Raw genomic sequence first — 18675 nt, forward strand, 5'->3', positions numbered from 1 at the left:
TATAAAGGTGATTGAGACAAGAAAATCGCCTGGGTGGTGAAGAAGCAATGGCAAAGGAGGGACTTAAACTATACGTCCATCGCCTCTACGAGTACGATTACAACACGGGAACCATAAAGAGGAAGAACAAGATATGCCCACGATGCGGAAGCTTCATGGCGTTCCACAAGTATCCCGTCCCGAGGTGGCACTGTGGTAAATGTGGACACACCGAGTTCGTTAGGGAAGCCAAGAGGTGATCCTCGTAAGCTTTATCCTCGTCTCGAATGGGAGAAGGATGCAATAGTTCTCGGCATAGAGTCAACTGCACACACGTTTGGCGTAGGCATAGCCTCTACTCACGAACCCTATATTCTTTCAAGTGTACGCGACACGTATCGCCCCAAAGAGGGGGGCATTCATCCTAGAGAAGCGGCGAGCCACCATGCACGTGTAGCTCCTCATGTCTTAGCCGAAGCACTTCGCAGTGCAGGAGTCAGTATCAAAGATGTTGATGCAATAGCAGTAGCTCTTGGCCCTGGACTAGGCCCGGCTCTAAGAATAGGTGCTACCATAGCTAGAGGACTAGCAGCATACTACTCGAAGTCCCTCGTACCGGTAAACCACGCAGTAGCCCATATAGAGATAGGCCGCCTCTACACCGGTTTTCACGACCCCCTCGTCCTCTACGTCTCGGGAGGCAACACAATGGTTGCGGCATTTGCTAAGAAGAGATACCGTGTTTTCGGCGAGACTATAGACATTGCTCTCGGCAATCTTCTTGATACGTTTGCCCGTGATGCTGGTCTAGCTCCTCCATACGTTGTTGAAGGAATGCATGTCGTTGACAGATGCGCTGTAGGAGCCCATGAGCCGGCAGACTTGCCTTACGTTGTAAAGGGTATGGATGTCTCGTTCTCCGGCCTATTGACCGCAGCGCTACGGGCATGGAATAAAGCGAAAACGGCTCAGGAAAAGGCATCAGTGTGTCTAGGACTGAGGGAAATAGCGTATAGTGCAGCTACAGAGGTTGCCGAGAGGGGTCTTGCGCATACCCGGAAATCAAGCGTATTATTGACGGGTGGTGTGGCTGCTAGCCCTATACTAAGAGAAAAAATCAAAGCGATGACTGCCTATCACGGGGCAGAAGCTGGTTGGCCGCCTACCCCCTTAGCGGGAGATAATGGTGCTATGATAGCATGGGTTGGGTTACTAAACTATCTTGCAGGTGTAACGGTGCCCATAGAGGAATCGGTTGTTAGGCAGCGTTGGCGGCCAGACGAGGTTGAGATACCATGGCGCTAGGGGTTAGCAGCATTAAGCCTATTTACAGGGGCGCGGAAGCCTACCTTTACCTCATAGACTGGTTCGGGAAAAAAGCACTACTAAAGCATAGAATTCCAAAGAATTACCGTCATTCCAAGATAGATACGCTCTTGAGACGTAGAAGAACCGTAACCGAGGCTCGAGCGATCAAGGAGGCGCTCGAGCTCGGAGTTCCGGCGCCAGCACTCTACTTCGTGGATCCCATAGAAGCGGTCATAGTCATGGAGTATCTGCCTTACCCGAGCCTCAGTAAGCTAATAGACGACAACGATGAAAAAGGATTTGAAGCAGTAAGAAAGCTAGGAGAATATATAGCAATATTACACGAGAGCGGCATAAGCCATGGAGACCTAACTACAAGCAACGTATTAGTAGGTGACGACGTCTATTTGATAGACTTCGGCTTATCCTCGCTTCATAGCACCGAGAGGGAAAATGCAATTGACGTTCACCTATTTCTTCGAAGTCTCGAATCAACACACCCCGAGCACGCCGACGACTTATTCCAGATTCTTATAGAAGGTTATAAAAGCGTACGTGGCTCCGAGAAAACATCTAAAGTACTCAGCATCGTTAATGAGATCAGATTGATGGGAAGATACAAGGCAGAGAGGAGGACACTATGGGGGAACGCATAATAGCAATAGCTACCAGAAATATGCACAAAGTCGAAGAAATAAACAGTGTACTAAGAGAATGCGGGTACAGCGTCGCACCCGTTGACGCGCCGAAGATAGAAGTTCAGAGTAATAGCCTTAAGGAGATAGCGATATTTGCTGCATCAACAGCATTCAATATCATACACAGGCCCGTTATCGTTGAGGACGCTGGTCTATTTATTGACGCCCTTAGGGGGTTTCCGGGCCCCTATTCTGCGTACGTATTCAAAACTATTGGCATAAGCGGCATCCTTAAGCTTTTAAACGGAGTCGTCGATAGACGTGCGAGATTTATCTCAGTAATAGCTCTTGCCCACGAGAATGGTGTAGAGGTATTTGAAGGAGAGGCTAGAGGAACTATCTCAACACAGCCACGCGGAGAAAAAGGATTCGGTTTTGACCCAATATTCGTGCCCGAGGGCTCTGATAGAACATTCGCCGAGCTAGACACTATTGAGAAAAACAAGTACTCGCACAGAGGTAAGAGTGCGAGAAAGCTCTGCGAATGGCTGTATGAGAACGGCCATCTTATTGCATAGGAGTACTTGAGGCATAGGCTCGCGATTTTTATAAGCCCGTAGGCTCTCAGTGCCACCGACTGGTAGTAGCTCAAAGGCCCCTGGGGGAGCAGGGGCCCTATAAGAAGTAATTTGGCTCCTGCTCGCCTCGCATCGGGGTGTTAGAAATGGCTGGAAAGAGGAGAAAGAAGGGTAGATCTCACTCAACTAGGCCAGCTAGCCCAGCTATACCAAAGTGGGTTCAATACGACCCAGAAGAGATTGAGGAAATAATTGTAGACCTAGCCAAGAAAGGTTATCCACCAAGCATGATAGGCATAATACTCCGAGACCAGTTTGGTATCCCGTTGGTAAAGCCTATACTAGGAAAGACTATAACAGAAGTCCTCGAGGAACACGGCATAAAGATGGTCGTACCCGAGGACTTGTTCAGACTCATTCAGAAGGCTGTAAATCTGCGACGACATCTTGAGGAGCACCCTAAGGACACACACGCCAAGAAGGGCTTACTGGATCTCGAGGCTAAGATAAGGAGAATAGTCAAGTACTACAAGAGAGAAGGTAAGCTGCCACCAGACTGGGAATACGACCCGCAGAGAGCGAAACTACTCGTAGCCGGAGGCCTCTACATCGAAGCTGCAAAGTAGAACAACAAGACAAGGCCTTTTTATTAAAGCCTTCCAATAACTCAATTAAATATTTTATAATAATAGCCTAGACGTGGTGTACTAGTTCAAGAGAACCGGCGCTTATCCTAGTAGGATTTTTCTCTGTTCTTGCTTGTAGACTAAGCGGGTAGGGGATTGTCGCTAGACCAGGCATTTGAGAAAATTATTAGCGAAAGGGAGGCTGCTCTACTGAAGCCTGCAGCAAGCCAAATAGGCGCAGCAGTAAAGGAATATGGGTACGTTGATATAGTCGTTTTTCCATCACTTGATGCTCTTTTGGCCTCAGCAATAGCTGTTAGCGCGCTATATCGTAACGGGGTTGATTTCACTATAAGCATGGCACCAATAGTTCCACGCCAAGTATCCGAGCCTACACTATTTCTCGGGTATCCAGCCTATATTGCTCAGGAAATAAGAGCTAGTAAGCCATCCGCTCTGATAGGCTTCGGCGAAAAACCCCAAGGCCTTCTCCACGTTGCTGTTACTTCCTCGATGGACTCAAGCGTAGCTGCACTAACTGCCGCTGTTTTCTCCGAATTAACTGTTGTCGGGTACAATTCGATCTACGGGCTCATAGCAGGCTACTGGAGGAAACTTGACAAAGGCAAGAAAGCCGAGTTCGTGGGAATAGAAGCCGGTATAGCTGACATGCTAAAGCTTGAGAATAAGATTGAAGAAAGCTTCAATTTAAGGCTTTTCCGGTGGCAAGAGCTTGGAACAGAGGAGGCAATATCGCTCACCCTTGAACCCTTCCTACCAGGGCTTAGCGGGCATCTGGGCAACGCAATCAAGTTCCTTGAATCTGATCCTAGGATTGCGCCACTTATAGGAAAGACCCTAAAGGAAGCTCCGGAGCAAAGTGTCACTGTTCTTGGCGAAAAACTCTACGAGCTTCTCAAGAAGAGTAGTAAAGGGCCTCGTAGGCCAACTGAACTCATCGGTACAACTTACTATAGTTTTGTATTTCCATTACGCGATTTAAGAGAAGCTCAATATGTTTTGGCAAGATATGCTGCAAGCAGATATGCGCAGCAATTGAGCATGATAGGAATTATGGAGGAGCCCTTAGCGGCGGCAGCTTACTACATGTATATGAGCAGCTTCGAGAAAATGATAGAAAGCATCGAGGAAGTGATTAGCAAAGGTACTGAGTCGCTTATATTAAATAAGCTACGGTTACGAGTAGCCGAGGTAGATGAGCATTTTCATCCAATAGTTGAGCGAATACTACAACAGCTAGGGCATATCAGTGAGGGAGAAGTGTTTGGTGCAGCTACAGGGCACGGCATTATAGTTCTTTTAGAACAGCTTCTCTATACATACGGGTATCCTTGGCTCGAAGAAGCAATAGAAAAGAAGTGCATTGACTACATAGAGGGGTCGCTCTTTGGAGCAGTCCAACGAGAGAAATGCAAATAATATGAAAGTTCTGGTTGACATTACTATAGAAGAGCTTGGCAAGAGAGAGGCCGAGGCTCTCTTAAAGGCCATTAAGCCTGATAATTTAACAGCGCCTCCATGGCTGAGAATAAAGGAAGAAATAGCGGCCAAAGGGTTACGCATAGTTGTTGAAGCTCTTATAGAGCAGCCTTATCGAGTAGGCTCCGTGAAAAATACGGTTGACGAAATACTAGAGTTCATATATTCCTTACTCAAAACACTAGAGGAGGCTGCTAAGACTTTAAAGCAGGCAGGCAACGAGTCCACGGAACGGGGGTAGGACTGTAATGAGCCGACGCCGCTACGGCGGAGCAAGGGATACGTGGCGTCTAAAGAAGTGGTACGAGGTAATTGCGCCTCCCGTTTTCGGGAATGTTGTCCTGGGTACAACGCCTGCGGATGATCCACGTAAGCTCATAGGCAGAGTAATGGAGACCACGCTATACGATATAACAGGCGACTTCTCGCTAGTGCATGTTCACCTCTACTTCCAGGTAATAGATGTAGACGAGGAAAACATGAGGGCCATCACTAGGTTTAAGGGTCACGAACTCGCAAGAGACTATATGAAAAGCTTCATTAGGCGTAAGAGTAGCAAGATCCAAGGCATATACAACGTTACGACAAAGGACGGTTATGGCCTAAGAATAACGGGAGTAGTGCTTACAACCTATCGCTGTAAGACAAGCCAAAAGAAGGCGATACGTAAGATAATGGGAGAGATAATTACGAAGCGCACTGCGGAAATGACGCTAGACGAGCTAATTAAGGCAATGCTGTTCGGGCAGCTAGCTAATGAGATATTCGAGGCAGCCAAGAAGATTTACCCAATAAGAAAAGTCGAGATATACAAGTCAAAGCTGCTAACTGTTCCAGGGCCAGACGGAAAGCCTCAGCCAGCAGTGGTTGTGTCTCCGCTAATGTTCGAAGTACGCTAAAAGTCAACACAGATACTACAAGAACGATTTTATGGCCTGTTTTGTATTTTTATTCTCGTCTCCTGGTGTACTAAGCAGATTAATGCAAGGTTCTAGGTTATTCTCTTTCTCTTTATGGAAGGTATAGTCGTGCTGAGAGCCCAGTCAAGAGGTGTTTTCAGCAAGATGGAAGCAGAAGAACAATGTAACTATATACTTGTGAAAACCGTTCTAGGTATGGAGCGTGTAGCTGCTAGCTACATTTCAGAAATAGATCCAAAAGCTGAAGTCATTGTTTCTCCCCGCGGATTTAAAGGACTCGTCCTTGTTAAACCATCGAAAAATAAATACGAAGTTGCTAAGGAAATAGAGAATCGTATTCCCGAAGTAGAGAAAGTAGAAATTATTGAGGGTTGTGCTCCAGCAGTCCCTAGTGAAATAGCAAGAGTAGCGGCCAGTCTAGCCCCACGGTTTATCTCAAGCAATGAGACTTTTGCCGTGAGGACTGTAAGGCGAGGCAGACATAGTTTTACAAGCATAGATGTAAACGTTGTTGTCGGAGATGCTGTCCGGAAAGCTACTGGAGCTTCAGTTAACTTGAGGTTTCCCGACAAAGTTGTTGCAGTCGAAATAATCGGCGATCGTGCATACATAGCGTTTTACCCGGGTTCAAGAGAATGGAAGAAGATGAAGCCAGGAAAGTATCCCTTGTACAAGATCTATAGGAAGATAGCCGTTGTTCAAATGCCGTATCTAGGTCCGCTTGATGCCTGTCGGACAATGGGGGTAAGGATTGGTAGAGAAGTTCAAAACTTTGAGGTTGGAGAACTCGTGGTAGCACCGATAGGCCTTGTAGATGCTCTTCAGCTAAAGACATTCCTCGATGGGGTCTTCGAAGGCATAGAATCAAGATATAATATACAGAAAAAGAGCTATGGAAGAAGTGTTCATAAGGTTCCCGTGTATCTTCAGGACCTTTATCAGTTAGTGCGTAGTAGAAGCAATGAAGCCATAATAGTCTTTGAGCCCGAGGGCGACCATATATCAAAGAGAGCAAAAGAAGTATACGAGCTACTAAGGAAACATAGGCGCGTTAACCTGCTTTTCGGGTCACGCGAAGGCATACCGGAAGGCGTGTATAGGTTCGCTGACCTTGTTCTTGACATAGCCCCCGGAATAACCCTTTCAACCGAGTACGCAGCAGCGGCAGCACTAATAGCTATTGGAAGCGCGGTTCACGACTACCTGGCAAAGGAGCCTGGTGAAGAAGAGGAACAACTACAACCGGAAGACTAAAAGTAATTATAAATACGAGAAAAGCAGCTATTATTGAAAAAGGGTAGTTAGCTAGCTGTGATTGGTTTCAAACATGTTTTCCTCTCTTAGGCGCTAATTCCTCTTTCTCTTAGTAATCGTGCAACCGCTTTCGCGAGTATTGGGTCCCGTCTACCGAGCTCTCGTATGAGTCGACGCAGTCTCTGATTAGGGTCGGGCTTGCGTACTTGCTGCCTCCTTCTTCTAGGAATCTGGGGCTGAGGCGGGTTTACGTACTCCTCTATATCCTTGTACATGGCCTCTCTAGGCTCCGGTGCCGTGGCAGGCTCTACAACTACTTGGGCAGCCTCCAAGATCTCTTTAACCTTATCAGATACATCGCCTTCCCTAAGCTCTTTAAGCGCGTTGAGCACGTCCTTCAGAGGTTCCTCTCCTCTCTCATTTACAAACATGACGATAAACGCGTTTGCAAGTATAGAGGAAAGAATACCTGCTATCCTCCTAGCCTCACCAAGTCCTGAATCTACGGGTTTTAAGGGAGAGTACACGGCGTCAGCGGCAGCTATTAATGCTTTGGCGCACTCTTCTGCTTCAAGCTCTCCTTCAAGGCAAGATTTCTTAACAGTCTCGATCGAGGACGCTATTATGTTTGTCATCATGTTTCTCCAAGCCAAGCCGCTCTCAGCCTCTCTTTTCTCTCCACCTCGTTCTAGGCTGAGCCCAAGGGCTTTTAATATGGTTATCATTTTCACGAATTTTCCTACAAATGATTATTGCTCCAACACTTCTCGCATTTTTCGTCAAAACATGTACAGCTTATATTGAAAAATTTACTTATTGCTATGTCACTATTACACTTCTGAAATAAATGGATGGGTATAGTAAAGAGGGAAGGAGGGTGATAGAGCAATGTTTCGTAAGCTTTTAGTCATTTCTGACATACATGCAGCAATGCGCTATGTAAGAGGTCTTCGTGATATTAAACGGGACTTGACAGTTGTTGCTGGTGACCTTGCTGGGTGTGGTTCCCTGGATGAGGCGCGTGAAGTCTTAGAAGAACTTGCCTCTCAAGGTTCTCCCGTGATATGGGTTCCCGGTAACTGTGATAGCCCCGAGAGCGTCAAGCTTAATGTAGAGAATACGTATCCTGCTCACGAAAAGATCGTTGAGTTAGAAGGACTCGTGTTTGTGGGCATGGGGGGCTCAATATACACGCCTTTCAACACACCTTTTGAGTATAGCGATGAATATCTGGGCAGGAAGCTTAGTGAACTCCTAGAAAAAACAAAGGGTGTTGAGAACAGCAGGCTTGTTGTGATATCTCATACACCGCCATATCGCAGCGGCTTAGACCTTGTCAGAGGAGGAGAATTCGTAGGAAGCAAATCACTGCGTGAACTGATAGAGAAATATCAGCCGAGGCTTCTGTTTAGTGGTCATATACACGAGGCTCCAGGAGTAACCAACATAGGCGTAACCCTTGCACTAAACCCAGGGCCTCTCCAGAGAGGAAACTATGCAGTAGTATTGGTTGATGTAGAGAATAATGTCTATATTGTGCGACTAAAACGGCTATAATCAGCCTTTGAGCTGTCTAGGTTCGTTAGGGTCTCGGTAATCCCGGCCTTTTCTACATATATGTTTTTCAGCGAAGAGCGCTCTCCTCACAGACCCCTTAGAGGTGTCTCTAGGAGAGCAACTAATATAGTACTGGAGTCTCTTAGCGAGGCACCGGGGATAAGGGTTGTCAACGGCAGGCCTCAAAGGCATAAACGCGGTAGGGCACAAGGGCTGGGTAACTGTAAAGTGTAGGATCTGTGCCAAGAAGCTGGACCTAACACTTGATGTAGTCTATGTGTGTCCCTACTGTAAAGATCGATACGATGCATACTTCTGTGCGGCAGATGCTAAGAGGCTTCACTACAAGTGCCCGTTCTGCGGTCGCCAGCTAGAGCCCATAACTCCTTGGCTTCGTGCGCAGCAACCGCGTAGACGGATATAATATTAAGGAAGCTTTTTGGTACTCGCGTGTTTGGCCTAATTTTCTAATCCTTTAGCCAGTATGGTACTAAGTACTTGCGTCTTAGTTCTTACCTCATCTTCTTCACGATATAGACCAATACCCATTTTGCATGTTTTCTATCTTGTTTAGAATAATAGTGTATAGTATCTATATTAAGTTTATTTTATTTCTATTTTTAATATGTGATTTAAGCAAGTTTTGATGTTTCATTAACGTTGTAAAAATATTTAGCTATATATTTTTTTAGGTTGACATACCCGGTTTTTATTATTTTAGAATGTTACGCGTATAATTTGACATTGAGGATAAGGGTGGCTCGTATATGGGCGGGAAAACAGCACTTCTCGCAGGCATTGTCGTGCTAGTAGTGCTTGCAGCTATTGGTGCATGGTTTACAGCAAAACGATACAGTCCTACAACTCCGTGGGAGGAGAGAGCTGTATTTCCATGGGGGATAATGGTTCCAAGCTATGTGTTCTTTGCAAGCTCCGGAGCAGGAGTAGCAATAATAGCATCTATCCTTCTCCTCTACCGCCCCAGCGATGATGCAGTAGTTAGACTTGTACGACATCTCTACATACTTGTCTTTGGCCTCCTCATACCAGCATGGTACATAGTACTAGCAGATCTAGGAAGGCCTGATCACGCTGTATGGCTTCTCAAAGGATGGCAGTCCTCCTCGAGAATCGCGTGGATGCCCGTCTTCTACGGCGTACTAGCACTGCCAGCATTCCTCATACTAGTCCACAATACATTCTTTACTCGAAGAGAGTTCACGTTCGCCGATAAAGTACTAGCAATTATAACAATTCTTGGCGGCATCGGCCTTGAGATCAACCTTGGCCAAGTATTTGGGAACGCGGTTGGGCTACAAGCAATCACTTCACCGAATCTTGGCCTAATGTTCCTAGTAGCGGCAATAGGCCTAGGAGCAGCATGGATGGCGGTAATAGTGTTGCCCACTATCCGTTTTGCTGAAGCTCCTGAGACAAGGACGAAACAAGAGCCCTTTGTCACAAACATGCCTGCCGCCATTGTTGCCGCCGTAGCAGTAGTTCTCGGCATTGCTGTTGCTTGGTGGAAGTCTATGTCAGCAGTCTCAGAGCCTACAAGGCTCCTCTTCGAAGAGCTAAGCAGCGGTCACCACGCCGCGATATTCTATGGCGTAGAGATATTGTTGGGCTATATACTGGCACCACTCATAGCCGTCACGGCACTGCTCCGCAGAGGAGACAAGCTGCTAACATTGCTTGCCTCAACATTCTTCATACTAGCAGCTTTTGCAGAGAAGTATGGAATCATAATAGGTGCACAGATAGTACGTGCTAAGTACCAATACCTCGGCGCGGCACTTAACCCCTACTATATAGTACACGAGGGTGCCAGCTACCACGTTGAGTTAAGCGAAGCTGCTATAGTTATTGGGGCTTTTGCCCTCGGTCTCCTAGTATATGTTGTTGCTGAAGCACTCCTTCCACGTTTTCTCCAAAAATGAATAAGGGGTGAACCATATGAGTATGCAGGTTAGTCGTAGAGAATTCCTCAAGATTGCAGGCATAACTGCTGCAGCAGTATCAATACCTGTTGGAAAGAATCTAGCGGCCAGGAACGAGAAAATACTAGCGCTTCAGTCAAAGAAGCTTGGCCCCGTCAATGTAACCTACGTGCCGAGCATATGTAGAATGTGCACAGCCCAGTGTAGCATACTGGTACGGGTAAGAAATGGTCGCCCCGAGAGAATACTCGGCAACCCAGCAGCGGCTCCACTCAACGCTGGAAGAATATGTGCACGCGGAAACGCAGGCCTCATGAAGGCTCTCAGCCCTGACCGTATAAAGAAGCCACTGATACGTATCGCTGGCAGCAAGCGTGGCGAATGGAAGTTCCAGGAGACGGGCTGGGAGCAAGCGATAAGCATTGTTACAAAGAAGCTGCGCGAACTAAAGGAAAGGGGAGAACTAGCAAAGAAGACAATAGTGATAATAGGTCAGATAGGCTGTGCAACATATCATCCACACATAGCTAGCTTCGTTAAGACACTTGGCATACCGAACGTCATAAGTATGCCGCTAACCACGTGCGTTATGCCAAAGACAATCGCATGGGGAATGATGGGGCTAGCCGGAAAACACTCCGAAATAGTGCCAGACTATTCGCGCACAAGGTACTTCCTAAGCTTTGGCAGAAACCTTGGCGGTTCAATAGCCGTCGGTCAAACAGCCAAAGCGGGAATGAATAGGAGGAACTACAAGCTAGTAGTCCTCGAGCCTAGGCTAAGCGAGTGGGCAGCTAAAGCAGATGAATGGATACCAATCAAGCCTGGCACGGATCTAGCATTCCTCCTAGCAATGATAAACGTAATAATAAACGAAGGACTTTACGATAAAGAATATCTCTCAAAGTACACGAATGCCCCTATGATAATTACCGCTGACGGTTTCTCGCCCGTAAAGACTAGGAAAGTAAAGAGGAGCATAGCGGGTAAGGAGGTTGAGCTAATAGACTTTCTAGTATACGATGAAGCAACACAGAGCTTCACATGGGTAAGCGAAGCAAGAATGCCAGCTCTAACCTTGCCTGATAACGCGCGGACATTTGAAGGAAAGAGAGTCAGAACAGTCTTTGAGGTGCTAAGAAATCACGTCTCACAATACACGCCGGAGTGGGCGTCAAAAATAACAGATGTGCCAGTAGACACCATTAGGCGTATAGCAAGAGAATTCGCTACAACAAAGCCGGCCACAGTAGAGACGGGCTGGAACACGAATAGATGGTGGAACAGCTTCCAGCTCTACCGAGCAGCTGGAGTCCTAGCCGCGCTTACCGGTAATCTCCTAAGGCCTGGAGGAGTAGTGCTTTCCGCTGCCGGTATTAAGAGCGTATTAAATCGAGCTGGTCCTCCGGTTGCTTCGCCGAAGTCAGTGCTTTATCCAGGCGAGGCAAGCCTTGAGATAACGCTGAGTGATGGTTCGAAGATCAAGGGACCGCTCCTAGTGTTTAATGCGTATCGGTGGCCCTTCGAGGAGTTGCAAAAAGAGGAGGGATGGGTGATAATAGTAATAGGAGCCAATCCGGCAAGAACGTTCATCGCAGATATCTTTGAGAAATGGGCCTCTTTGTCAACAGTAGATCTCATTGTAGACATAGGAATTACGCCAGACGACACTGTTGCCTACAGCGACGTCTTCATCCCAGAGTGTGCATACACGGAGAGAAGCTACACAATTACTGGCGCCCCATTCACAACCGCTAAGATAGTGAGAGCTGCCTTCGCAGCCCACAAACCTCCAAGCGATGCTGAGTGCAAGAACATGCTCGAAATACTTGCAGACATCATAGCTGGCGTTGACGAGTCGTTGCTCGAGAAGTTTGCAGAAATGCTTGCCGAAGAAATAGGGCCGAGCAACTGTGCCGAGGACTTCAAGAAAGTTATAGAAGAATACATGAAGACAAAAGGATATGATGACCTCACATCGAACATTGTCAAGGCGCAGGCAAAGTGCATGGGCATAGACTATAACAGACTGCGAAAAGACGGCGCAATAGTTGCCGCCCCAGAGGAATGGGGCCTAGAAATGAACAAGAAGATACTAGAAAATGGTTGGCTCAACTCCCCAACCGGGAAGATCGAGATACTTCCACTAAAACTACTAGGCCTCATCAAGAAGAAAGGCTTACCAATCAAGCCAGAATGGCACCCGCTCCCAACATGGGTGCCGCCGCGCTGGATGATAGTGAGAAAGAACCTCGGTTCAGACGAATTCGTGGCCATAACGGGCAAGGTTCCAACGATGTCATATACATCCACAGAGGACAATCCATTACTAGCACTCAAGCTGACAACAAGGGACATGAACTCTGTTTGGGTAAACACTGAGAGAGCTAGGCAGCTTGGAATAAAGGACGGCGATACCATAGAGGTTTGCAGCGAGAGTGGTAACTGCTTCAGGGCACGGGCATTTGTGACTGATGCGATACGACCAGACACAGTCTTCATACCAGCAAACTATGGTAACACCAAGGCACCCGCAAGGTTCAGAGACTCTCACGTGCCCCCGCTAAACAAACTCAACGTCTTTGTGGTTGACCCTATTGCTGGATCAAGGATAATGGCTGACTTCATTGTAAGAATAAGGAAAGCCTAAGGGGGTGATAGTTATGGCAAGGTATGCAATGGTAATAGATCTGAGTAAGTGCGTTGGATGCAATGCATGCGCGGCAGCATGTATGGCCGAGAACCTCCTATCACCGAGTTATTATGAGGAGCCGCCGCTGCTAAGAGCACTTGACGAGGCGGCTGAGAAACACGACCCGGTGGAGGCAAAGAAGCCTATTGAGAGAGTGTGGATGAGGACAACAGTCCACAGACTTTACATGGGCAAGTACCCGAATGTATCACTGTTATTCGTCCACAATCTTTGCCGCCACTGCGAAAACGCGCCATGCGTAGCGGTGTGCCCGACTGGAGCGAGCTACCAGAGAGAGGATGGCATAGTAGCTGTTGACCCGGAGAAATGTATACTCTGCGGCTACTGTATAGCTGCATGCCCATATGCAGCAAGATTCGTAAATCACTATACGAGAACAGTTGATAAGTGCACCTTCTGCTATCATAGGCTCGCTGAAGGAAGACTGCCAGCATGCGTTGAGACATGTCCAACGGGGGCAAGGATTTTCGGCGATCTTGATGACCCGAATAGTGAGGTGGCACAGATAGTTAACGAGGGCCGAGCAGTACCAGGTACACCAGAAGGTCCATTGGCGAACACTAGGCCAAGGCTCTTCTTCGTATTGCAGCAGCCAAGGAAATGAGAGCAGAGGCTTACAGAAAGTTTTACACCCCTATGCTTTTTCCGAAACCCGTCTTGGGCTTCCTTCTTGAGGCGTGGCGAAAAGGCTCCTCTCCCTGCACTTCCGGATATAGAAGAGAAGGATCTAGGTGTCAAAGAGTACTGGTACGAGACCTTTCGGCGTGTGCTTATATTGCCTCTCAAAGAAAAGGATTGCTATATGTTATCAATAGATGTATACAAGCGCCTAGAGCGCCAAGAGGCTAGCATGTTTCTCGAAAGCGAGACATCAGAGCATAACGTTCTAAGCAGCAACGAAATATTTCTTATTTATAAGCCGCTTCATGAAGAGAGTCTTAGCAGACTCGTTCTTAATGGTGTAAAGCCTGCTAAGGGAGAACTAGTAGCCGTTGCAACTAAAAATAATGGCGACAAGAGGGTTGAGATTAGTGATGTAAGGCTAATCTATTGCGGCCTAAAGGGTGTGCCCAGCTATGAAGATGTGCGCAGCATTTACAACGAGGTTGTTCGAGTAATCGAGAGCCGTGATCCCCTCAAGGAGCCACTTGACGAAATAATAGAGAGAAGCTAGTCCGTGACATGAGGCCTGAGGGTATTAAGGTTACAAATCTCGGTACTAATACTGGGAGGACGGTGTAGTCGTAATGCCTATGAGTTTCTCTATACTTGCTGAGACGTTTGAAAAGCTTGAAAGAGTTACTGCTAGGACACAGATGCTCCTCTACCTCGTCGAGTTGTTTAAGAAGACGCCTCCCGACGTGATAGACAAAGTTGTCTATATTCTTCAAGGAAAGCTTTGGCCAGACTGGAAAGGATTACCCGAGCTCGGCGTGGGCGAGAAGCTCCTCATAAAGGCCGCATCAATAGCTCTCCAAGTATCTGAGCAGGAGCTTGAGCAGCTCGCAAAGAAGCTCGGCGATATAGGCTTAGCTATTGAGAAAATAAAGCAGCAAAAAGCGCAGAAACAGCAAGCCGTCGGCCTACTTGCCTATATAAAGAAACCTAGTGGCGCAGAAGGGCTCACCGTTGAGCGCGTCTATGACACATTAGCTAAAATAGCCATGGCACAGGGCGAGGGAAGTAGGGATATCAAGCTCAAACTCCTTGCTGGCCTCTTAGCAGAAGCTTCTCCCAAAGAAGCAAAATACATTGCTCGCTTCGTTGAGGGCCGTCTCCGCCTCGGGGTCGGCGACGCCACCATCATGGAAGCCCTCGCAGTAGTATATGGTGGAAGCGCGGCCATGAGAAACATCATAGAGCGTGCATATAATCTCCGAGCAGACCTAGGAATGATTGCAAAGATACTTGCTACACAGGGAATAGAGGCCTTAAAGAACATAAAGCCTGAAGTCGGGATACCAATTAGGCCGATGCTTGCTGAGCGCTTGAATGATCCAGCAGAGATACTCAAGAAGCTGGGAGGACGAGCACTAGTAGAGTACAAGTATGACGGAGAACGCGCCCAGATCCACAAGAAGGGAGACAAGATATGGATATTCTCTCGTAGGCTAGAGAACATTACCCACATGTATCCCGACGTTGTCGAGATGGCTAAGAAATGGATTAAGGCAAACGAGGCAATTGTAGAAGGAGAGATAGTTGCAATAGACCCTGAGACAGGTGAGCTAAGACCCTTCCAGGTACTAATGAGAAGAAGACGTAAACACGACATACACTTATACCTTTCAGAGATACCTGTGGCAGTATTCTTATTCGAGTGTGTATACGCTAATGGCGAAGACTTGACAATGAAACCTCTACCCAGACGCCGAGAAACCCTCGAGAAGATAATAGAGCAGCAAGAGACCTGGCGCCTAGCAGAAGGCATTGTGACAAATAGTGCAGAGGAGCTTGAAAAGTTCTTCCTCAAAGCCATAGAGGATGGCGCAGAAGGTGTTATGGCGAAAGCGATACACGAGAAGAGCATATACCAGGCAGGTGCACGCGGCTGGCTATGGATAAAGTACAAGCGTGACTACAAGTCAGAAATGACGGACACCGTTGACCTAGTAGTGATTGGTGCATTCTATGGACGAGGACGCCGCGGGGGCAAATTTGGTGCACTCCTTATGGCTGCCTATGACCCAGATTCGGACACGTTCAAGAGCGTGTGCAAGGTTGGCAGCGGCTTCACTGATGAGGACCTTGAGCGCCTGGACGATATGCTTAAGCCGTATATTCGTGACCGCAAACCGGCTAGAGTTGATAGCCAGATGAAGCCTGATGTATGGGTTGAGCCGGCATTAGTGGCTGAAGTCATAGGCGCAGAGTTAACGCTGAGTCCAATACACACTTGTTGCTATGGATGGGTAAAGCCAGGCGCTGGGATATCGATACGGTTCCCAAGGTTCGTGCGCTGGAGGCCAGATAAAGGCCCTGAAGACGCAACCACGACCAAGGAACTCTACGAGATGTACAAGAGGCAACTTCGCAGAATAAAGGAGGAACAAACGGCTGAGCAAGCATAGTGATTTTTCAACCGGGAGCAGTATCACACATATCCATGTGGCTGTGAGGACTACCCGGCAAGTAGGAACCCTCGCAACGGGGGTTATGACTGTTCAGAGTTTCGCCGAGCCGGCCATTTATAGCGAGGCTTGTTAAATGCTCATTAAAACAGTGTGTAATCCTAATATTATGTCGTGTGTACTCTTCCCTCCTATTGGCTATGACGAGGGATCCCGGTTCGCGGGGTAATCATGAACCCGCCTGCATTACTGGCGGGGATGTTGCGGGGCCGGCGCTCCTGAGCCCAGCTCCTCTCCCGTAATAGTCTGTTGACGTTGCCTTTTGCGTAGGAGCACGTCAAGGAGCTTTCGAGGCCTCAGCGTGCCTATTACCCTGCCCTCTTCGTCAACAACAGCCATTATTGGCTCACTAAGGAGCGAGACGTCAAATAAGACCTCTTGCAGAGTCTTATCTTTGCTAACGATGGGTACTTCTTTTCTCATAAAGAACCTCAGCGGAATATTCTCTAGTAGATCCGGGTCAACTTCAACAAAGTCTCGCGCAGTTATGTATCCGACTGGCCGTAGGTGATCATCTACTACAACGAGTGCACCCTTCTCAGCAACTATTTTGGCCGCCTCGTCTGCCGGCATATCTATATGGACTATATCTCTATCAAGCTCTAGGTCAACTATTCTTTGCCGATAGACTTCCGGACGATGAGGATGAGGCGAGGATGCGTAAATCGACGCAATTATTATCGAGAGTATTATTGTTGTCAGCGCTGTAGTATAGACTTGGAAACCTATGAGCCCGTCCTGTAGCATTGAGAGGAGCAATGCCGCGTCAACACCGCCCTTTGCTAGATAAATTAAGCCTTGACTTAAACGTAGGCCTTGAATCTTTGCTATGGCTAGCTTTGGTGCAAGGCTTACAGCAAGGAGCAGGATCGCTATAGCAAGTTCTTTTGCAGTTATCCTTGTAGCATAGATACCTATACCTATGAAGAATAGTGGCTCAAGGAATCCATACGTGAATGCGCTTATGCGCTCTAAGTATAAAGGTCTTTCCTCAAGGTACTCGGAGAGAAACATGCCTAGAAGTAGAGCAGTTACGGCTGCATTGAACCCGATGCTCTCAGCTATATAGCCCGTCATAAGCACTAGTGATACTATCATTGCAAATGGTGCCTCTCTTACAGCAAAATACCGCTCAATGATATGGAATAGTTGTGTAAGGTAATGCCTACCCACAACGAATATGAATATGACAAATGTCGCAGAGAGGATTAATTGCTCAGCAATATTACTTTCAGCTACAAGCGCGTTAAACACAACTAGGCCTTCAACCTCAACAAGAAGCCCAATCCTCATAATGCTTAGCTCTTCTTCACCGATATCCTCTCTCCCCAGCACTATCTTCGCCAGGGGGCCTGCGCTGACGAGGGCTATAACGATGCCGAGAGCTAAGGCTTCTCGAACCCCGTTCACAATGCGTAGGAGCATCGTCACGGCAGCGACCAGGGTTGACGAAAGAGCTAGTATGAGTGCTGATACCGCCATCTCGCGCCGTGACGGTACGAGTAAAGCAGGGTTAGCAAGCTCCTCAACGCCTGCAAGGAATAGTGTAAAATTAATCCCGATGACGAGGAGCAGTAGGGCAGGGGCAAGATCTTCGGGGGTTACTAAGCCTAATATAGCACCGCTTATCAGTAAGCCAGCTAGTACCGAGCCTAGGAAGCCGGGAAGCCTAAGCCTAAGCGCGACTTCCTCGCCTAGCTTTGAGAGGAAGAGCAGCAGTCCTATTAGCACGGCAGCCATGACGGTTTCATTCAACACGCATCACCTGAGATACAGAGCAAGCGGCCCTTATCGGTCTCTGGCTAAGTGATACTGCTTTATTCAACGTGTACCAGTGTAAATGCTATCTTTAACAGCTCAAAATCTCACCATAACGTTCGAGTTATCGATCCATACAGGGTTTTGATACATGTAATGCAAGAAAAACAATGTTTTACATGAATATATTCGACTGTTTGCCCTCAACAACCTCGATTAGTGGGAATCTTTTCCAAAGAATAGTGTTAACTATGAGAAACACATTTACGAGGCGCGCAGCATCGTCTACAAGCCTCTGTTTAGAGACCTCGTCGCCCTTGATTAATATCTCGCTTATAAGAGCTACTGGGTTTGCAAGGCTCTCCCTCAGAGCGATTCTACAATAGGGGCAAACGCTGAGAATGGAAGAGATTATCTCTGCTGATAATTTTACCCTTTCCTCAGGCTTAAGCTTATTTATTTCAGAAACATGCTTCTCAGAGAAATTAACACCGACACCAAATACTAGGTCGCCATTTTTGAGCCCAAGAAGCCTTAGTTTAACTTGTAATGGTGGAGGTGTTGATACAAGTAGCCCCCATTCAGCGTTTGAGGGAAGCTGTGCAGTTAGAGGTGCTACTAAGAACCCCGATTCACCAAGCCACGCTAGCACAGTGTCTCGGCTCAATTTACTCAAGGAGTCTGTACACCTAGGTAGAGCCGAGTTACGCTGAGGAGTATTATTGCTTTGCCTATAGTAAGGCATTGAGCGACCCGGTTTTATATGAGAGAGA

The 18675-nt window shown here is 47.4% G+C and carries 19 protein-coding genes; 16 read left to right on the forward strand and 3 right to left on the reverse strand.

Going from position 1 to position 18675, the window contains the following annotated elements:
- Nucleotides 1-47: 47 nt before the first annotated feature.
- From SBG41_RS10060 to SBG41_RS10100, 9 genes are all read left to right on the forward strand, one after another.
- Nucleotides 48-239 (forward strand): 30S ribosomal protein S27ae, encoded by a 192-nt coding sequence (locus SBG41_RS10060; protein ID WP_317895403.1) that lies wholly within the window; start codon nt 48-50, stop codon nt 237-239.
- Entirely contained in the window at nt 193-1284 is a 1092-nt protein-coding gene (gene kae1 / locus SBG41_RS10065) for a KEOPS complex N(6)-L-threonylcarbamoyladenine synthase Kae1 (RefSeq protein WP_317895404.1), read from the forward strand. Before SBG41_RS10060 ends, kae1 begins: the two co-directional genes overlap by 47 nt.
- Nucleotides 1275-1943, forward strand: coding sequence for a Kae1-associated kinase Bud32 (locus SBG41_RS10070; RefSeq protein ID WP_317895405.1), 669 nt, complete (start codon nt 1275-1277; stop codon nt 1941-1943). Before kae1 ends, SBG41_RS10070 begins: the two co-directional genes overlap by 10 nt.
- The gene (locus SBG41_RS10075; protein WP_317895406.1) at nt 1928-2503 is read left to right on the forward strand and encodes an XTP/dITP diphosphatase; all 576 of its coding nucleotides are present in this window, start codon (nt 1928-1930) and stop codon (nt 2501-2503) included. The genes SBG41_RS10070 and SBG41_RS10075 overlap by 16 nt, the downstream gene beginning before the upstream one ends.
- Nucleotides 2504-2649: 146 nt before the next feature.
- The gene (locus SBG41_RS10080; RefSeq protein ID WP_317895407.1) at nt 2650-3129 is read left to right on the forward strand and encodes a 30S ribosomal protein S15; all 480 of its coding nucleotides are present in this window, start codon (nt 2650-2652) and stop codon (nt 3127-3129) included.
- Nucleotides 3130-3285: 156 nt separating this feature from the next.
- The gene (locus SBG41_RS10085) at nt 3286-4569 is read left to right on the forward strand and encodes a hypothetical protein (RefSeq protein ID WP_317895408.1); all 1284 of its coding nucleotides are present in this window, start codon (nt 3286-3288) and stop codon (nt 4567-4569) included.
- Nucleotides 4538-4870 (forward strand): KEOPS complex subunit Pcc1, encoded by a 333-nt coding sequence (locus tag SBG41_RS10090; RefSeq protein WP_317895409.1) that lies wholly within the window; start codon nt 4538-4540, stop codon nt 4868-4870. The genes SBG41_RS10085 and SBG41_RS10090 overlap by 32 nt, the downstream gene beginning before the upstream one ends.
- Nucleotides 4871-4877: 7 nt before the next feature.
- On the forward strand, nt 4878-5528 hold the full coding sequence (locus SBG41_RS10095; protein WP_317895410.1) for a 30S ribosomal protein S3ae: 651 nt from the start codon (nt 4878-4880) through the stop codon (nt 5526-5528).
- 165 nt (nt 5529-5693) lie between these two features.
- On the forward strand, nt 5694-6803 hold the full coding sequence (locus SBG41_RS10100; RefSeq protein WP_317895411.1) for an SPOUT family RNA methylase: 1110 nt from the start codon (nt 5694-5696) through the stop codon (nt 6801-6803).
- A gap of 86 nt (nt 6804-6889) precedes the next feature.
- Here the strand turns inward: SBG41_RS10100 and SBG41_RS10105 are convergent, their stop codons facing one another.
- Nucleotides 6890-7528, reverse strand: coding sequence for a hypothetical protein (locus SBG41_RS10105; RefSeq protein WP_317895412.1), 639 nt, complete (start codon nt 7526-7528; stop codon nt 6890-6892).
- Between the two features lie 163 nt (nt 7529-7691).
- Here SBG41_RS10105 and SBG41_RS10110 point away from each other — a divergent pair, with 163 nt between their 5' ends.
- The 7 genes from SBG41_RS10110 to lig all read left to right on the forward strand — a co-directional run bounded on the left by SBG41_RS10110 (nt 7692) and on the right by lig (nt 16084).
- Nucleotides 7692-8360 carry a metallophosphoesterase gene (locus SBG41_RS10110; protein ID WP_317895413.1) on the forward strand — a complete coding sequence of 223 codons (669 nt, stop codon included), beginning with the start codon at nt 7692-7694 and terminating at the stop codon, nt 8358-8360.
- 166 nt (nt 8361-8526) lie between these two features.
- Entirely contained in the window at nt 8527-8784 is a 258-nt protein-coding gene (locus tag SBG41_RS10115; RefSeq protein WP_317895414.1) for a hypothetical protein, read from the forward strand.
- A gap of 343 nt (nt 8785-9127) precedes the next feature.
- Nucleotides 9128-10300, forward strand: coding sequence for an NrfD/PsrC family molybdoenzyme membrane anchor subunit (gene nrfD / locus SBG41_RS10120; protein WP_317895415.1), 1173 nt, complete (start codon nt 9128-9130; stop codon nt 10298-10300).
- A gap of 16 nt (nt 10301-10316) precedes the next feature.
- On the forward strand, nt 10317-12950 hold the full coding sequence (locus tag SBG41_RS10125) for a molybdopterin-dependent oxidoreductase (protein WP_317895416.1): 2634 nt from the start codon (nt 10317-10319) through the stop codon (nt 12948-12950).
- A 13-nt stretch (nt 12951-12963) separates the two neighbouring features.
- Nucleotides 12964-13617 (forward strand): 4Fe-4S dicluster domain-containing protein, encoded by a 654-nt coding sequence (locus SBG41_RS10130; RefSeq protein WP_317895417.1) that lies wholly within the window; start codon nt 12964-12966, stop codon nt 13615-13617.
- Nucleotides 13618-13683: 66 nt separating this feature from the next.
- Nucleotides 13684-14187 carry a hypothetical protein gene (locus tag SBG41_RS10135; protein ID WP_317895418.1) on the forward strand — a complete coding sequence of 168 codons (504 nt, stop codon included), beginning with the start codon at nt 13684-13686 and terminating at the stop codon, nt 14185-14187.
- A gap of 73 nt (nt 14188-14260) precedes the next feature.
- On the forward strand, nt 14261-16084 hold the full coding sequence (gene lig / locus SBG41_RS10140; protein WP_317895419.1) for a DNA ligase: 1824 nt from the start codon (nt 14261-14263) through the stop codon (nt 16082-16084).
- A 246-nt stretch (nt 16085-16330) separates the two neighbouring features.
- On the opposite strand, the gene SBG41_RS10145 is transcribed toward lig, so the two are convergent.
- Entirely contained in the window at nt 16331-17899 is a 1569-nt protein-coding gene (locus tag SBG41_RS10145) for a cation:proton antiporter domain-containing protein (RefSeq protein WP_317895420.1), read from the reverse strand.
- Between the two features lie 178 nt (nt 17900-18077).
- Complete coding sequence (locus SBG41_RS10150) at nt 18078-18578, reverse strand: DUF2299 domain-containing protein (protein WP_317895421.1); 501 nt, start codon at nt 18576-18578, stop codon at nt 18078-18080.
- Nucleotides 18579-18675: the final 97 nt, after the last annotated feature.

Source organism: Pyrofollis japonicus (genome assembly GCF_033097485.1).
GTDB classification, from domain to species: domain Archaea; phylum Thermoproteota; class Thermoprotei_A; order Sulfolobales; family Pyrodictiaceae; genus Pyrofollis; species Pyrofollis japonicus.

What these genes read in the sequence shown, in the direction of transcription:
- SBG41_RS10060 (WP_317895403.1), top strand. Translation starts at nt 48, where the DNA reads ATGGCAAAGGAGGGACTTAAACTATACGTCCATCGCCTCTACGAGTAC.
- nrfD (WP_317895415.1), top strand. Translation starts at nt 9,128, where the DNA reads ATGGGCGGGAAAACAGCACTTCTCGCAGGCATTGTCGTGCTAGTAGTG.
- SBG41_RS10105 (WP_317895412.1), bottom strand. Translation starts at nt 7,528, where the DNA reads ATGATAACCATATTAAAAGCCCTTGGGCTCAGCCTAGAACGAGGTGGA.
- SBG41_RS10130 (WP_317895417.1), top strand. Translation starts at nt 12,964, where the DNA reads ATGGCAAGGTATGCAATGGTAATAGATCTGAGTAAGTGCGTTGGATGC.
- lig (WP_317895419.1), top strand. Translation starts at nt 14,261, where the DNA reads ATGCCTATGAGTTTCTCTATACTTGCTGAGACGTTTGAAAAGCTTGAA.
- SBG41_RS10110 (WP_317895413.1), top strand. Translation starts at nt 7,692, where the DNA reads ATGTTTCGTAAGCTTTTAGTCATTTCTGACATACATGCAGCAATGCGC.
- SBG41_RS10080 (WP_317895407.1), top strand. Translation starts at nt 2,650, where the DNA reads ATGGCTGGAAAGAGGAGAAAGAAGGGTAGATCTCACTCAACTAGGCCA.
- SBG41_RS10075 (WP_317895406.1), top strand. Translation starts at nt 1,928, where the DNA reads ATGGGGGAACGCATAATAGCAATAGCTACCAGAAATATGCACAAAGTC.
- SBG41_RS10095 (WP_317895410.1), top strand. Translation starts at nt 4,878, where the DNA reads ATGAGCCGACGCCGCTACGGCGGAGCAAGGGATACGTGGCGTCTAAAG.
- SBG41_RS10125 (WP_317895416.1), top strand. Translation starts at nt 10,317, where the DNA reads ATGAGTATGCAGGTTAGTCGTAGAGAATTCCTCAAGATTGCAGGCATA.
- SBG41_RS10100 (WP_317895411.1), top strand. Translation starts at nt 5,694, where the DNA reads ATGGAAGCAGAAGAACAATGTAACTATATACTTGTGAAAACCGTTCTA.
- SBG41_RS10070 (WP_317895405.1), top strand. Translation starts at nt 1,275, where the DNA reads ATGGCGCTAGGGGTTAGCAGCATTAAGCCTATTTACAGGGGCGCGGAA.